Source organism: Budvicia aquatica DSM 5075 = ATCC 35567, from assembly GCF_000427805.1.
Classification (GTDB): domain Bacteria; phylum Pseudomonadota; class Gammaproteobacteria; order Enterobacterales; family Enterobacteriaceae; genus Budvicia; species Budvicia aquatica.
In genome coordinates this window covers 39,408-55,456 of record NZ_ATYS01000018.1, presented here as the reverse complement: position 1 = coordinate 55,456, position 16,049 = coordinate 39,408, and the positions used below count along the sequence as shown (strand labels likewise).

15 protein-coding genes are annotated in these 16,049 nt (G+C 45.8%); 10 read left to right on the top strand and 5 right to left on the bottom strand.

Translation table 11 applies throughout. The annotated features are described in order from the left end of the window. Positions 1 to 127: 127 nt before the first annotated feature. Together znuB and znuC are read right to left on the bottom strand one after the other, a co-directional pair. Positions 128 to 913, bottom strand: coding sequence for a zinc ABC transporter permease subunit ZnuB (gene znuB, locus YWE_RS0109015; protein ID WP_029094232.1), 786 nt, complete (start codon positions 911 to 913; stop codon positions 128 to 130). After that, on the bottom strand, positions 906 to 1,667 hold the full coding sequence (gene znuC / locus YWE_RS0109010; protein WP_029094231.1) for a zinc ABC transporter ATP-binding protein ZnuC: 762 nt from the start codon (positions 1,665 to 1,667) through the stop codon (positions 906 to 908). Before znuC ends, znuB begins: the two co-directional genes overlap by 8 nt. A gap of 82 nt (positions 1,668 to 1,749) precedes the next feature. Here znuC and znuA point away from each other — a divergent pair, with 82 nt between their 5' ends. The 3 genes from znuA to lpxM all read left to right on the top strand — a co-directional run bounded on the left by znuA (position 1,750) and on the right by lpxM (position 5,174). Continuing rightward, positions 1,750 to 2,715, top strand: a complete 966-nt coding sequence (znuA, locus tag YWE_RS0109005) for a zinc ABC transporter substrate-binding protein ZnuA (RefSeq protein ID WP_029094230.1) — start codon at positions 1,750 to 1,752, stop codon at positions 2,713 to 2,715. 20 nt (positions 2,716 to 2,735) lie between these two features. Next, on the top strand, positions 2,736 to 4,049 hold the full coding sequence (gene mepM, locus YWE_RS0109000) for a murein DD-endopeptidase MepM (protein WP_029094229.1): 1,314 nt from the start codon (positions 2,736 to 2,738) through the stop codon (positions 4,047 to 4,049). Between the two features lie 144 nt (positions 4,050 to 4,193). After that, entirely contained in the window at positions 4,194 to 5,174 is a 981-nt protein-coding gene (gene lpxM / locus YWE_RS0108995) for a lauroyl-Kdo(2)-lipid IV(A) myristoyltransferase (RefSeq protein WP_029094228.1), read from the top strand. Positions 5,175 to 5,257: 83 nt separating this feature from the next. Here lpxM and pyk read toward each other — a convergent pair whose 3' ends face one another. Both pyk and YWE_RS0108985 read right to left on the bottom strand, forming a co-directional pair. Then, positions 5,258 to 6,700: a pyruvate kinase gene (gene pyk / locus YWE_RS0108990; RefSeq protein ID WP_029094227.1), complete on the bottom strand. Its 1,443-nt coding sequence runs from the start codon at positions 6,698 to 6,700 to the stop codon at positions 5,258 to 5,260. 247 nt (positions 6,701 to 6,947) lie between these two features. Beyond that, positions 6,948 to 7,790 carry a MurR/RpiR family transcriptional regulator gene (locus tag YWE_RS0108985; RefSeq protein WP_036015561.1) on the bottom strand — a complete coding sequence of 281 codons (843 nt, stop codon included), beginning with the start codon at positions 7,788 to 7,790 and terminating at the stop codon, positions 6,948 to 6,950. Positions 7,791 to 8,154: 364 nt separating this feature from the next. Between YWE_RS0108985 and zwf the strand changes: the two genes are divergently transcribed. From zwf to mdtI, 5 genes are all read left to right on the top strand, one after another. Then, complete coding sequence (gene zwf, locus YWE_RS0108980) at positions 8,155 to 9,630, top strand: glucose-6-phosphate dehydrogenase (protein WP_029094225.1); 1,476 nt, start codon at positions 8,155 to 8,157, stop codon at positions 9,628 to 9,630. Between the two features lie 100 nt (positions 9,631 to 9,730). Next, positions 9,731 to 10,426: a 6-phosphogluconolactonase gene (gene pgl, locus YWE_RS0108975; RefSeq protein ID WP_029094224.1), complete on the top strand. Its 696-nt coding sequence runs from the start codon at positions 9,731 to 9,733 to the stop codon at positions 10,424 to 10,426. Between the two features lie 117 nt (positions 10,427 to 10,543). Beyond that, complete coding sequence (locus YWE_RS0108970; RefSeq protein WP_029094223.1) at positions 10,544 to 11,185, top strand: bifunctional 4-hydroxy-2-oxoglutarate aldolase/2-dehydro-3-deoxy-phosphogluconate aldolase; 642 nt, start codon at positions 10,544 to 10,546, stop codon at positions 11,183 to 11,185. Positions 11,186 to 11,804: 619 nt separating this feature from the next. Then, positions 11,805 to 12,191: a multidrug/spermidine efflux SMR transporter subunit MdtJ gene (gene mdtJ / locus YWE_RS0108965; RefSeq protein WP_029094222.1), complete on the top strand. Its 387-nt coding sequence runs from the start codon at positions 11,805 to 11,807 to the stop codon at positions 12,189 to 12,191. Further along, positions 12,178 to 12,510 carry a multidrug/spermidine efflux SMR transporter subunit MdtI gene (gene mdtI / locus YWE_RS0108960; RefSeq protein WP_029094221.1) on the top strand — a complete coding sequence of 111 codons (333 nt, stop codon included), beginning with the start codon at positions 12,178 to 12,180 and terminating at the stop codon, positions 12,508 to 12,510. The genes mdtJ and mdtI overlap by 14 nt, the downstream gene beginning before the upstream one ends. Positions 12,511 to 12,600: 90 nt before the next feature. Here the strand turns inward: mdtI and YWE_RS0108955 are convergent, their stop codons facing one another. Further along, a complete protein-coding gene (locus tag YWE_RS0108955; RefSeq protein ID WP_029094220.1) occupies positions 12,601 to 12,945 on the bottom strand; it encodes a RidA family protein in 345 nt (114 codons plus the stop codon). 185 nt (positions 12,946 to 13,130) lie between these two features. On the opposite strand from YWE_RS0108955, the gene yoaA reads away from it, so the two are divergent. Both yoaA and tsaB read left to right on the top strand, forming a co-directional pair. Beyond that, positions 13,131 to 15,047, top strand: a complete 1,917-nt coding sequence (gene yoaA / locus YWE_RS0108950) for a DNA repair helicase YoaA (protein ID WP_029094219.1) — start codon at positions 13,131 to 13,133, stop codon at positions 15,045 to 15,047. A 101-nt stretch (positions 15,048 to 15,148) separates the two neighbouring features. Then, positions 15,149 to 15,850 carry a tRNA (adenosine(37)-N6)-threonylcarbamoyltransferase complex dimerization subunit type 1 TsaB gene (tsaB, locus tag YWE_RS0108945; protein WP_029094218.1) on the top strand — a complete coding sequence of 234 codons (702 nt, stop codon included), beginning with the start codon at positions 15,149 to 15,151 and terminating at the stop codon, positions 15,848 to 15,850. Positions 15,851 to 16,049: the final 199 nt, after the last annotated feature.

Genomic DNA, 16,049 nt, shown 5'->3' with positions numbered 1-16,049 from the left:
ACAAATTATCGCAGGCAAGACTTTTATCGACGCTATTTTAGACGCTATTGGGATCCGATTTATACTAAAATATTTTGTTTTATATAATAAACATAAACTCTGGTTTTTTTCATAATAAATCAATCAGTTAGTCTGACTGTTTTTTTACCAAGCTCAGAATAAACAGGCAGCAAGAGCAAAGAACAACAGAAGGGCCGGCAGGAGTGTCATGGAAGGCAGAGAAAGTCAGCCCGCCGGTAACGGCGATAATACCAATAATTACAGCAAAACCCGACATTTGTTCCGGCGTTCGTGAGAACCTACGGGCAGTCGCCGCCGGGATAATCAGTAGCGAAGTAATAATCAACGCGCCGACAAACTTCATAGCCAGACCGATAGTTAACGCAGTGACCAACATTAACAATAGTCTTACCCGCTCAGGATTAATGCCATCAACGTGGGCAAGCTCAGGGCTAACCGTTACGGAAAGCAGCGGACGCCATTGCCACCACAAGGTGAGCAATACAATAACCACGCCGGCACCAATCATCCACAGGTCCGTTATGGTCACAGACAGCAGATCGCCAAACAGATAGGCCATTAAATCAACCCGCACGTTGGACATTAAACTGATCGTTACCAAACCCAGAGAGAGTGAACTGTGGGCCAGAATGCCGAGTAATGTGTCTACGGCAAACTGCGGGCGACGTTCTAACCAGACCAATCCGATAGCCAAAAGCAGGGTAATAACAATAACGGCATAAAACGGATTAATATTCAGTAACAGGCCAAAGGCGACGCCTAATAAAGACGAGTGAGCCAGAGTATCACCAAAATAAGACATACGGCGCCAGACAACAAACGAGCCCAGCGGACCTGCTGCCAATGCCAGTAAAACACCTGCCATCCAACCGGGAAATAACAATTCAATCATGCTGATTACTGCCTGAATTCTTGAGAACAATACGACCCTTCAGATCGTGCTGATGATTATGATGATGGTGATAAACCGCAAGCTTTTTAGCACCCCGATGGCCAAACATCGCAATAAACTCCGGATGCTCTGAAACCGCCTCGGGTGCGCCGGAACAACAAATATGCTGATTGAGGCACAGGACTTCGTCAGTTTTAGCCATGACTAAATGAAGATCGTGAGAAACCATAAGAACGCCGCAGTTCAGCTCTGAACGTAATTTTTCGATGAGATCGTATAACGCAAGCTGGCCGTTAACATCCACGCCCTGCGTTGGTTCATCTAACACTAAAAGCTGCGGACTGTTTAATAATGCTCTGGCCAGTAGTACCCGCTGTGTTTCACCGCCGGATAATTTTTGCATCGGCATTTTTATCAGGTGCTTGGCCTGTACGCGAGTCAGGGCAGGGATGATATCGGCTTTTTTTACACCGGGGCGCAAGCGCATGAATCGTTCAACGGTTAAAGGCAGCGTGGGGTCAAGATGAAGTTTTTGCGGGACATAGCCGATACGTAATCCGGGCGGGCTGCTCATCTTACCAGAGGAGGGTTTAATCAGGCCAAGTACAACGCGCACCAAGGTTGATTTACCGGCACCATTTGGCCCAAGCAGCGTTAGTATCTGCCCTGCGTTCAGCGTTAGAGATACGTTGGACAAAACCTTGCGGCTACCAAACACAACAGAGATATGTTCTAAATTAAGCAATGTGGACATATTCATTTTTTCTTGCAGAATTCCTGATGTGTTATATTATAACATACCAATGGCAATTACTATGACGATGAGAATAAAACCAATGCAACATACATCAAAAAATACAAAATGGTTAAACCGAATGGTGCTGGCAAGTACTTTTTTGGCCTGTATTGCCACTCAGGCATCGGCTGCTGTTTTAACCTCAACGAAACCTCTTGGATTTATTGCTTCAGCCATTACTGAAGGCGTTATTCCGACCGAAGTTTTGCTTCCGGATGGCGCATCGCCGCATGATTATGCTCTTCGTCCGTCAGATGTCCAGCGTTTACGTTCAGCCGATTTAGTTATCTGGATTGGACCTGATATGGAGTCATTTCTGACAAAACCACTAAATAATATTGATGAAAAGAAAAAAATCGCGCTGTCAGGGTTAAATTCTGTTAAGCCTTTATTATCGAAAGGGACGGATGATGACCACGACCATGAACATGAGCACGCTCAAGATAATGCTCATCAACATGCTGATAATGAAGAACATAATCATGATCATGGCGATTATGATATGCATATATGGATGTCGCCGGAGATTGCAAAACAGTCAGCAATTGCGATTCATGACAAATTATTGGAACTTATGCCTCAAAATAAAGACAAATTAGATGCTAATCTTCGGAAGTTTGAGCAAGATCTTGAGCAGACAAAAGAAAAAATTGTTAATATAATGCAGCCGTTGCAAGGCAAAGGGTATTTTGTATTTCACGATGCTTATGGTTATTTTGAGAAAGCCTTTGGTTTACGCCAATCTGGGCACTTTACCGTAAATCCAGAAATCCAGCCGGGAGCGCAACGTTTACACAATATCAGAACACAGTTGGTTGAGCATAAAGCAGAGTGTGTTTTTGCTGAGCCACAATTCCAGCCAGCCGTAATTAATGCTGTCGCCAAGGGAACCGATGTACGCACCGGAATATTAGACCCGTTAGGCAGCAATATCACGTTAGGTAAAGATAGCTATATACAGTTTTTGACTCAGCTATCCCAACAGTTTACGGACTGCCTGGAGTAACAGAACGAGGAATTTGAGTAGTGCTCCAAGTGGTTAGAGTTATCGCGCTTAAGTATAACAATTTGTCACGGTCCCAACGGCTAACGTTCGGGGCCCTGTTGTTTCTCACATGGGGCATGCTGGTATGGCAAGCGGCCATTTATAATCCAAATGCTGAAAATACCATACCCCCCATATCAACGACATCAACCGCTGAAGATACGCAGATAGCGGACAACTCGGAACCCATGGACCAGCCAACGCCGGATGATGATATTCCGAAAGATGAGCTGGACGAAAAGATCGGTGATGAAGTTGTTCCTAATGAATATGTGGTCTCCAGTGGCGACACGTTAAGTTCTATTTTGAACCAGTTTGGTCTTGATTCATCCGAGGTCTACTTATTAACCAATAAGAACCCGGCGTTAGCTAATCTGAAAATTGGTCAGCAACTGAACTGGACGCTGAATGATGAAGGGAATTTACAAAGCCTCACTTGGGCTGTTTCCCGACGCGAAACCCGCACCTATCAACGTGGTGAGAACGGTTTTGCTGAAACCATCAATACCCTGAAAGGTGAGTGGAAGAATAGTGTGCTAACCGGTACGCTTGACGGCAGTTTTGTATCAAGCGCCAGAGCGGCAGGGTTAACCAACAGTGAGATTCACGCAGTGACTAAAGCACTGCAGTGGCAACTGGACTTTCGGAAGTTACGTAAAGGCGATCGTTTTTCTGTTCTATTATCCAGAGAAGTTTTAGATGGCAAAAATGAACAGAGCGAACTGGTCGGCGTAAGAATGCAAAGCTCAGGCAAAGATTATTATGCCATTCGCTCCGGTGACGGTAAGTTTTACGATCGTGAAGGTTCTGGCCTGGCTAAAGGTTTCTTACGTTTCCCTACGCCAAAACAATACAAAGTTTCTTCTCCGTTTAATCCGCGCAGATTACATCCGATTACCGGCCGAGTTGCTCCGCATAAAGGCGTCGATTTCTCTATGCCAATCGGTTCTCCCGTTCTGGCTGTGGGTGACGGGGAAGTGGTCGTTGCTAAGTTTAGCGGTGCTGCCGGTAACTATGTTGCTATTCGTCATGGACGTCAGTACAGCACGCGTTATATGCACCTGAATAAAATTTTAGTTAAGCAGGGGCAGAAGATTAAACGTGGTGACCGTATTGCTCTATCGGGTAATACCGGCCGTTCTACCGGGCCACATCTGCACTATGAGTTATGGGTCAACGAACAGGCGGTTAATCCATTAACGGCGACCTTGCCTCGCTCAGAAGGTCTGATTGGTAAAGATCGTTCAGACTATCTGACCCTGGCTAAAGAAGTTATCCCACAGCTTCATCTCTGATAGGCAAATAAAACGCTACTGATAGTCAGTCAGTAGCGTTTTACTTTAAGCTAAACTCTGAGTAACTTTTTATTTCCTTTAATTGAATTCGTTGCCTGTATATCGACACCGAATCGTTCGCTTCTTTACCTAATGAGTCATGGCATGCAAAAACAAAAACGTGCAACCAGCGAGTTTATTCCTCAATTTAAGCGCGCTTTCCTTCTTCCAAAGTATTGGGGAGTCTGGGCCGGCGTCGGGGTTATGCTATTGCTAGCTTATGTTCCGGTTAAAATTAGAAATCCGATGCTGAATAAGTTAGGTCAGTTTGCCGGGCGTTTTATCGGCAGCGCTAAGCGCAGGGCGAGGATTAATCTATATTATTGTTTTCCCGAAATGAGTGAACAACAGCGGGAAAAGATCATTGAACAAATGCTGATTACAGCGATTCATTCAACCATGCTGATGGTGGAGCAAAGCGTTCGTAGCCCTGAATTTTTAAGAAAGCGCATTCGCTGGCACGGCGATGAGATACTAGATGAGATCAGAGCGTCCGGACGTAATGTGATCTTTATGGTTCCGCATGGTTGGAGCGTCGATATTCCTGCCATGATGATGGCCGATCGCGGGCAGCCAATGGCCGCGATGTTTCACCACCAGAAAAATGAACTGATTGACTGGATGTGGAATACTGTCCGTCGTCGTTTCGGCGGCCGTATGCATGCCCGTCAGAACGGTATTAAGCCGTTTATCAGCTCAGTTCGTCAGGGGTATTGGGGATACTATCTTCCCGATCAGGACCACGGCGCTGAGCACAGTGAGTTTGTCGATTTCTTTGCAACCTATAAAGCGACACTGCCGGCAGTAGGCCGCCTGATGAAAGTTTGTAATGCGGCAATTGTGCCGTTATTTCCGGTCTATAGAGCCGATGAAGGGATGCTGGACATCTATATTAATCCTGAAATGGATGATATCGCCGATGCCGATAATCACACGATTGCCCGCAGGATGAATGAAGAAGTTGAGAAACTGGTTCGCCCTAATCCTGAGCAATACGTTTGGGTGCTTAAGTTTCTTAAAACCCGGAAAGACGGCGATACAGAACCGTATAAAAGAAAAGATCTCTGGCCGGAAAATAAAAAATAATCCAGTAATAGTTAAAATAGAAAAGGGCCTTTTAAAGGCCCTTTTTGCTGGATGCTATTTATCGATTACCGATCATCAATAAATTATTCAACCCGCAGTATGCGACAGGTATTGGTACTGCCTACCAGCGCCATTACGTCACCTTGGGTAACAATAACCAAATCCCCGGACATCAGGAACCCATTATCACGCAGTTGATTGGTGGCTAAGGTTGCCGCCGGTAAACCATCACAGTCACCGTTGAATTTTACCGGAGTTACGCCGCGGTAAAGAGCGCACAGCGTTAAAGTATGCTCGTGGCGTGACATCGCAAAAATCGGTAAGCCTGAGCTGATACGCGACATCATCAATGCCGTGCGGCCAGACTCAGTCATAGCGATAATGGCTTTAATTCCTTTCAGATGGTTCGCTGCATACATCGTCGACATAGCGATAGTGTCTTCGATATTATCGAACTCGACGTCTAAACGGTGCTTAGACACGTTAAGGCGTGGCATTTTTTCTGCACCAAGGCAAACACCGGCCATGGCTGCGACGGTTTCAGCCGGGTATTGGCCAGCGGCCGTTTCAGCCGATAACATTACCGCATCGGTTCCGTCTAATACGGCGTTTGCCACGTCCATCACTTCGGCGCGGGTTGGCATTGGATTGGTGATCATCGACTCCATCATTTGGGTCGCGGTGATCACCGTGCGGTTAAGCTGGCGGGCACGCAGAATCAGTTTTTTCTGTACGGCAACCAGTTCAGGATCGCCAATCTCTACGCCTAAATCGCCGCGGGCAACCATAATTGAATCGGAAGCAAGGATGATGTCATCAATCGCTGCGTCTGTTGCTACCGCTTCTGCACGCTCGACTTTTGCTACAATCTTGGCATTACAGCCCGCATCCCGGGCTAAGCGGCGGGCATAGTTCAGATCTTCACCGGTACGCGGGAAAGAAATGGCTAAATAATCCACGTTAATCTTAGCGGCGGTTAAAATATCGGCTTTATCTTTTTCAGTCAGGGCTTCAGCAGAAAGGCCGCCGCCTAGTTTATTGATGCCTTTATTATTGGAGAGCGGCCCGCCGACGGTAACTTCGGTAAACACCTTCATACCTTGAACTTCGATAACTTTCAGTTGAACACGGCCATCATCTAATAACAGGATATCGCCGGGAACAACATCAGCAGGCAAACCTTTGTAGTCGATTCCGACTTTTTCTTTATCGCCGTCACCGATAGATAAATTAGCGTCTAATAAAAATTTATCGCCAACGTTAAGGAAGACTTTGCCTTCTTTAAAGGTTGAAACACGAATTTTAGGGCCCTGTAAATCACCTAGAATGGCAACATGCTTACCTAATTTTGCAGAGATTTCTCGAACTTTGTTTGCGCGGAGTTGGTGATCTTCGGGGGTACCGTGGGAGAAGTTTAAGCGGACTACGTTGGCACCAGCTGCGATAATTTTTTCTAAATTATTGTCGCGATCGGTTGCCGGACCTAACGTTGTAACTATCTTGGTTCTTCTAAGCCTTCTGGACATGTATAACTCCATTGAAAACATGATAAAGTTTTTACTTAATCAGTACTGTCTTCAAACCATGGTATGTCTGAAAACAGGGGCATTGATACCAACGCCATTTCTATTATTTTACTGCTTAAATAACGCCTCGCCTTCACAACCCATGCTCTAAATAAACACCGGTCTCTAAAATTCTTGGGGGGATTTATACCATTATATGACAAGGTTCTCAAATATGGCCTACCTCATTCGGGGAGGATGGGCAAAACTATGAAAATTTATCGAAGCGAGACTCTTTTAACGCCTCTTTTACGCGCTTTAAGTTATCTCTAAAGCTCGAACCGCTGCGAAGCGTAAATCCTGTCGCCAGTACATCAATAATGGTGAGTTGGGCAAGCCGGGATACCATTGGCATATAGATGTCAGTATCTTCAGGAACGTCTAACAGAATAGATAGATTTGCCACTTTTGCCAGTGGCGTCCCCTGAGAGGTAATGGCTATTACGGTTGCACCGTTTTTCCGGGCGAGTTCAGCCAGCTCAACCAGACTCTTGGTTCTGCCGCTGTGAGAGATCAAAATGACGACGTCACCTTCATTAGAATTTATGCAGCTCATGCGCTGCATCACCAGATCGTCAAAATAGATGACAGGAATATTAAAGCGAAAGAATTTATTCATGGCATCGTGAGCGACAACGGAAGAGGCGCCATAACCAAAAAAAGAGATTTTTTTCGCCACGGTCAACAGGTCGACGGTACGATTAATGGCTATAATGTCCAGACTATTCTTCGCCATATTCAGGCTGGCAACGGCAGATTCAAATATTTTATAGGTAAATGCATCCGTCGTGTCGTTTTCATCGACGTTGCGATTAACGTAAGGCGTTCCGTTGGCCAGACTTTGGGCCAACGCCAGTTTAAAATCAGGAAAGCCTTTGGTATTTAAACGGCGGCAAAAGCGATTCACCGTAGGCTCGCTAACATTCGCGATTTTCGCTAAGGTAGCGATACTTGAATGGATCGCCGTTTGGGGCGCAGCCAGAATAGCATCGGCAACTTTTTGCTCGGATTTGCTTAGTTTTTCTCGAAAATTATGAATTCGTTCCAGCATATTTTTATCCCGCTGCTTTTTGCCTATTGCATCCAAAGGTGAAATCGATAGTCGATCTGTGGAAATATACTACGGGATATCGGGCGATGCAGTAAGAGAGAATGATTTTGTAATTTTTTTTCACTAACTTTGATCGACATCTGATTTTTATTGTTTTTAGTAACATCACGAAAATTATTTATCGCATAACTTCTTTTTATTTAACTGGTTAAGCGAAAATAAACGAGAATTTATTATCAAGTTTGTTCCTTTTTATCCTGACTGTTTACGGCGGGCATTTAAACAGGTACATTACTTATGTAATAAAATTACATGAATTATAAAACTGCGTTTTAATATCAGACGTGGTTTTGAGGAGATAGATATGGTCGATGACTCAATAGCTCAGGCCTGTGATTTAGTTATTTTTGGTGCCAAAGGTGACCTAGCTCGCCGGAAGCTATTACCATCACTTTATCAACTGGAAAAAGCGGGGCACATTCATCCCAACACCCGAATTCTTGGCGTTGGCCGGGCTGAGTGGGATAAGGTGGCTTATACTGCCGTCATCGAAAAAGCGCTCTCCACCTTTATGAAAGAAGAGATTGTGCCGGAAGTTTGGCAGAAGCTGAGCAGCCGTTTAGATTTTTGTAATCTGGATGTGAATGACAGCGCTGCGTTCAAGCAGCTAGGTGCAATGCTCGACCAAGAAAATCGTGCAACCATCAATTACTTTGCCATGCCACCTAATACCTTCGGGGCTATTTGCCGTGGTTTAGGCGAAGCCGGGCTGAATAAATATCCGAGCCGGGTTGTAATGGAAAAACCGTTAGGAACAGATTTAAAGTCCTCACGGGAAATTAACGACCAGGTTGCTGAGTATTTTGATGAGTCTCAGGTTTACCGTATCGACCACTATTTGGGTAAAGAGACGGTACTGAATCTGTTAGCGCTGCGTTTTGCGAACTCGCTGTTTGCGGCGAAGTGGGACAACAGTGCTATTGACCACGTACAAATTACCGTTTCAGAAGAAGTTGGTATTGAAGGCCGTTGGGGCTATTTTGATAAAGCCGGTCAAATGCGTGATATGGTGCAAAATCACCTGTTGCAAATTTTGACCATGATTGCCATGTCACCTCCTGCTGACTTAAGTGCCGATCGCATCCGCGATGAGAAAGTCAAAATTCTGCGCTCTCTGCGCCGTATTGACCATACCAATATTCGTGAAACAACGGTTCGTGGCCAGTACACGGCCGGTTTTGTTCAGGGGCAAAAAGTACCGGGCTATTTGGATGAAGAGGGGGCTAACAAGCGCAGTAATACCGAAACCTTCGTTTCTATCCGCGTTGATATCGATAACTGGCGCTGGGCCGGCGTCCCTTTCTACCTGAGAACCGGTAAGCGTTTGCCATCTAAATGTTCTGAAGTGGTTATCTATTTTAAAAACCCGCCGTTAAATCTGTTCAGTGAGTCCTATCAACAACTACCACCAAATACGCTGACGATTCGTCTTCAGCCTGATGAAGGCGTTGAAGTTCAAATTCTGAATAAAGTACCGGGCTTAGATCACAAACACCGCCTGCAAACAACCAAGCTGGATTTAAGTTTCAGCGATACCTTCCATGAGCAACACGTAGCAGATGCTTATGAGCGTCTGTTACTTGAAACTATGCGTGGTATTCAGGCGCTGTTTGTTCGCCGTGATGAAGTCGAAGAAGCCTGGAAGTGGGTTGATTCAATCATGAACGCATGGGCTGCCGATAATGAGCCGCCTAAGCCGTATCAGGCTGGCACCTGGGGGCCGGTTGCCTCTGTTGCTATGATTACGCGTGATGGTCGTTCATGGAGCGAATTTGAGTAAGGTATTTTACCCTGTTTAAACTTGCTCAGTATGCCGCCCGAGCACTTCAGGCGGCATAATAATCTCAGTATAATTAATGTCCGTAATGAAGGTGACTACCATGGCAAACTTTATCAATTTCCCCTCAACCGATGAATTAAATAGCCGCTTAGCGCAGCGAATTACTCAAGAGTTGCAAAAAGGGCTAGAAACAAAAGGAAAAGCAAGTCTGGTAGTTTCTGGCGGAAGAACACCGTTAGGCCTATTTAAATTGCTTAGCCAACAAACGCTGGACTGGGACAAAGTGACCATCACCTTAGCCGATGAGCGCTGGGTTGATCTCCATAATGAATCGAGTAATGAAAAGCTGGTGCGTGAAAACCTATTACAGGGCAAAGCGGCAACGGCAAACTTTGTTTCACTAAAAAGCCCGGCACAAACGCCGTTCGAAGGCGCATCTGATATTGAGCCGAGGCTTAATGCAATGGCTAAGCCATTTGACGTTGTCATTTTAGGTATGGGTGATGACGGGCATACGGCTTCACTATTTCCCGGTGCGACGGATTTATTCCCAGCTCTGGATATGAAGTCCGGCCATTTGTGCATGGGAATGACACCGCTGACGGCTCCGTTAGACCGAATTACGCTGACATTACCTGCGTTGCTTAATAGCCGCCAAATCTTCCTGCACTTAGTGGGCGAGGGGAAACGGGCTGTTTATCAGCAGGCGCAGGAAGGTGATGACGTGAACGAAATGCCAGTGCGTTCGGTATTACATCAAAATAAGACGCCGGTAGACGTGTTCTGGTCTGCATAAAAAACAATTTAATATCCCGCGTGTAACCGATCACACGTTAATTTAGAACGGCTTTGATGCTCGCCGCTATCCGATAGCGATAATCGATGTTGATTGGCCACATGGAGATTTGAGTAAATGAAAAACTGGAAAGTAAGCGCTGAAAAAATTCTGTCTGATGGGCCGGTTGTTCCGGTTATTGTGATTAAAGAGCTAAAAGATGCAGTTCCATTGGCTAAAGCTCTGGTTGCCGGCGGTGTTCGCGTTCTGGAAGTTACCCTGCGTACACCTTGTGCCATTGACGCTATCCGCGCGATAGCCAAAGAGGTACCTGAAGCCATTATTGGTGCCGGTACGGTACTTAACCCCCAGCAGTTAGCCGATGTGGTAGCCGCAGGTGGCCAGTTTGCTATCAGCCCGGGCCTGACCGAGCCGTTATTAAAAGCGGCGGTTGAGGGTAATATCCCGTTAATTCCGGGTATCAGCAGCGTTTCTGAATTAATGCTGGGTATGGATTACGGTTTACGTGAATTTAAATTCTTCCCGGCGGAAGCTAACGGTGGCGTAAAAGCCCTTCAGGCCATCTGTAGCGCCGTCTCACAAGTGCGTTTTTGCCCGACGGGCGGAATTACGCTAAACAACTGTCGTGACTACCTGGCGCTAAGCAGCGTTCTTTGTGTGGGTGGATCATGGTTAGTACCGGCAGATGCCATTGCTAACGGTGATTTTGACCGTATCACACAATTAGCCCGTGAAGCAGTCGCTCACGCAAAAGGCTAAATTCAGGTATGACAAAAAGATGATAAAAGCCGATGCCTTTTAAACGCATCGGCTTTTTTAATTTAATATAATAGGGTTTATTATTTTACTAAATGCTATTAGCCACGTTATGCATCGCCATGCATATTATCAGCATAAAGTAGTTAAGGGTGGGGTTGATATTTATGCTTGCTGATATTATATATCTACTGCGAGTTTGAGAAGGGGCCGACAAAATAAAATTATATTTATTGGTGTGGGTTTACTTTTATGTGCTCGGCATGATAAAAATGACGGCATAACGACATTCATCGGAGGGGTAAGGGCAAATCGTGTGATTGTTGCACGACTGACAACTAAATTATTATGGCGAACATACAACGTTCATTGCTACAAACATCAACATTCGTTTTTTTCATTTCAGCTATTCTTGCCAGCGTACTAAATTGGACAAACGCGCGTTAGCGCACTCTCCGAGGATCGTCCTTCAGGGCGTATAAAACCGCAATAATTATTTACCATTACTGGTTTATTATTAAGCTGAGTTCCGTTCGTTTATTATTTAGCGAATCTAACTGGGAATCTTAATATTATCCGGCAGTTGGAATTATTGTTATAAAAAATAATCCGGAGAAATAAAATGATTTATTGGCTATTTTTATTGATGGCTATCGTGACCGAAGTTATTGGTACATTATCCATGAAATATGCAAGTGAGACCGGTAATATTTACGGCCATGTTTTAATGTATTTTATGATAACCCTATCCTATATTTTATTATCAGTATCCATTAAACGTGTTGCGCTTGGCGTAGCTTACGCATTGTGGGAAGGCATCGGTGTAGTATTGATTACGCTATCCAGCGTAATGCTGTTTGGTGAGGATGTTTCACTGTTTAAAGCGGTGGGGCTTGCCATCTTATTGCTGGGTATCGTGCTGATTAAGTCAGGAACCTATAAGCCGAAGCAGGTTCGTTCCCATGCCGAAGGCACTGATAAAATAGAGGGCCATCATGCAGCAGCTTGAGTTTTACCATGTGGCTTTTTTAGGCTTAGCTATCGTTCTTGAGATTGTTGCTAATATCCTGCTTAAGCTATCCAATGGATTCAAGCGTTATTGGCTGGGGATATTGTCGCTGTTAGCCGTTTTAGGCGCGTTTAGTGCGTTGGCCCAGGCGGTAAAAGGTATGGATCTATCCATTGCCTATGCACTATGGGGCGGATTTGGTATTGCAGCAACGATTGCTGCCGGCTGGATTATGTTTGGTCAGCGTTTGAATATCCGAGGCTGGTGCGGCTTAGGATTACTCCTCATTGGGATGATTATGCTTAAGCTGGCAGCGTAATTATCGAAAAGCCGTCAGGGTCATTCACACTGACGGCTTTTTTATAACTTATGCCGTATGACATTCAGGTTATCTCCTGAATGAGCCCGATCAGCGTGCAGCTATAATCTTAATTTCTACTTTATATTCTGGTTTCATTAAAATCGCCTGAACGGTACAGCGTACCGGCGCATTACCGTCAGAAACCCAAGCATCCCATGCTGCGTTCATGGCAGCAAAATCGCTTTTATCGGCCAGGAAGATAGTGGCATCTAAGATTCGGTCTTTGCTTGAACCTAATTGGTTTAAAATAATATCAATTGCAGCCAATGCATTAGCCGTTTGAGCCGTTGCGTCGGCCTCCAGATTTTCAGGTACGCTGGTATAATAAATTGTGTCGTTAAAAACAACGGCATCAGACCAGCGCTTTTCAGGATTAATACGTTCAATACTCATAGGAACTCCGGTTCTATTATGTCTCAGAAAATTTCAATCTCAGCACAAGGTTAACATAACCTGCCCACGGGATGCATTTCTGTTGGTGATGAGAAGGGAGGAAAGGCATAATAGACGCATTCCTCGCGTATCCGTTGTGGCATCACTGATGTCTGCGGACCATTTTAAAACAACGGACACTCGACTTGGCGGATGATTTCGCACCCAAAGGTGCATTAGCTCAGGCAATTAAAGGTTTTAAGCCACGTGAGCCACAGCGTTTAATGGCCAAAGCTATTACCAGCGCAATTAAGAAAAAACATGCGTTAGTGGTTGAAGCCGGAACAGGGACGGGTAAGACCTATGCTTATCTGGTACCCGCTTTACGCTCCAAGCGTAAGGTCATTATCTCGACGGGGTCAAAGGCGTTACAGGATCAGCTTTTTGCCCGGGATTTACCCACGGTTGCAACGGCGCTGGAATTTACCGGCAAACTGGCGCTGCTAAAAGGGCGGTCGAACTACCTGTGCCTGGAGCGGATGGAACAGCAATCGATGACCGGCGGTGAGCTGTCTAACTCTACCCTGAATGATTTAGTCAATTTACGCCGCTGGTCATCAGTAACCAACGACGGCGATACCAGCACCTGTAATCAGGTGGCAGAAGACAGCTTTATTTGGCCATTGGTGACCAGTACCAATGACAACTGCTTAGGCAGTGATTGCCCTTATTATAAAGAGTGCTTTGTGGTTAAAGCACGTCGTAAGGCTATGGATGCCGACGTAGTTGTGGTGAATCATCATCTGTTTCTTGCCGATATCGTGGTTAAAGAGACGGGCTTTGCCGAGCTGATCCCTGACGCTGACGTGATGATTTTTGATGAAGCCCATCAGTTACCTGATATTGCCAGCCAGTATTTTGGTCAGCAGGTCACCAGCCGACAGTTATTGGATCTCGCCAAAGATATTGCTATTGCCTACCGCACCGAAGTTCGGGATATGGCCCAGCTACAAAAAAGTGCCGACCGTTTATCACAAAGTACTCAGGACTTCAGACTGGCATTAGGCGAGCCCGGTTTTAGAGGCAATTTACGCCAGGTTTTGGAACAGACTAACGTTCAACGAGCACTGTTGTTGGTTGATGATGCCTTAAGCCTATGCTATGACGTTATCAAAATGGCCTTAGGCCGCTCGGCGTTATTGGATGCTGCCTTTGAACGTGCAACTCAATATCGAGCGCGGCTGACGCGGCTGAAAGACGTCTCTATTCCGGGGTATAGCTATTGGTATGAATGTTCTGCCCGCCATTTTGTACTGGCCCTGACTCCGTTATCCGTATCCGATAAATTTCGCGATTTAATGAAAGAAAAAGCCGGGACATGGATATTTACCTCCGCGACGCTGTCAGTCAATGACCAACTCGAGCACTTCACCCAACGTTTAGGATTAGATAAAGCCGAAACGCTGCTGTTGGCCAGTCCGTTTGATTATGCAACGCAGGCTTTGCTCTGCGTGCCACGATTTTTACCTTCTCCCAATCAATACGGCGGCGCTAAACAGTTGGCCGCTATGTTACAGCCTTTAATTGAAGCTAATGACGGGCGCTGTTTCTTTCTCTGTACCTCCCATCAGATGATGCGGGATTTAACCGAAGCATTTCGCGAAACCATGACCTTACCGGTGATGATGCAGGGTGAAACCAGTAAGGCTAAATTACTGTCACAGTTTGTTGAGTCCGGTAATGCATTATTGGTGGCAACCAATAGCTTCTGGGAAGGGGTCGATGTGCGCGGAGATGCTCTCTCTTGCGTTATCATTGATAAATTACCTTTTACTTCGCCGGATGATCCGTTGCTTAAAGCCCGAATGGAAGACTGCCGGTTACGCGGTGGAGATCCGTTTAATGAAGTACAACTGCCTGACGCGGTTATTACCTTAAAACAGGGCGTAGGCCGGTTAATCCGAGATACTGACGACCGCGGTGTTTTAGTGATTTGTGATAACCGATTGGTGATGCGCCCGTACGGTGCAGTATTCCTGAATAGTTTACCGCCAACCCCGAGAACACGGGATCTTCAGAAGGCGATTGATTTCCTAAAGCAGCGGCCAATCAATGACGCCTGAGCAGCAAAAGACCATTAAGAACAACATTTATCTCTGCGATCGCCAGTATGGTATCATCGCGGAATTCTCTTTATTTTTAACATTCCCGCCTGAGGTTATCTATGTCAACGCGAATTCTTGCGCTTGATGCATCCACCGAAGCGTGCTCCGTTGCCATTTGGGATAACGGACAAAAACATGCTTTGTACGAACTATGCCCGCGTGAACATACGCAACGCCTGTTACCTATGGTTCAGCAAGTTCTCAACGATTCAGGGCTGAAATTATCACAGCTTGACGCACTGGCTTTTGGCCGCGGACCGGGCAGCTTTACCGGCGTGCGTATTGGTATCGGTGTTGCTCAAGGACTGGCTTTAGGGGCTGATTTACCGATGATTGGTATCTCAACTTTAAATACGCTGGCTGAAGGGGCATTTAGAATGACCGGCAGCAGTAAAGTACTGGCGGCTATCGATGCGCGGATGGGCGAGGTCTATTGGGGCCAATATCAGCGTAACGCTGGCGGAGTTTGGCAACTTATTGGTGATGAACAGGTCTTATTGCCGGAACAGGTTAATAATCAGCTAAAATTAGTTCAGGGTGAATGGGCCTGTGTCGGTACCGGGTGGCACACTTATCCTGATATGGCTGCCAATACCGACGTGACGCTATGTGACGGAAATATGCCGTTACCTCAGGCTGAAGATATGTTGCCTCTGGCACTTGAGTGCTGGAAGAATAATCAAGTACAGGCAGTGGAAGAGACCCAACCGGTTTACCTGCGCAATGAAGTAACATGGAAAAAGCTTCCCGGCCGTGAGTGACTCTGCCGGGAAAATAGCCAGCAAAAGTACCTTAATGTTATGTAATACAGTGTAAATAATAGTGATTTCATTAACTGTGGTACATGAAGCTGTGATAACCATAGCGTTCATTATGGGTGTGGTGCGCTATTAAAAATATTTCCTTTCCCGGCTGAATCATCAGCCAGGGGAAGGAGTAAAGTCGGAAAGAGACAGGAGT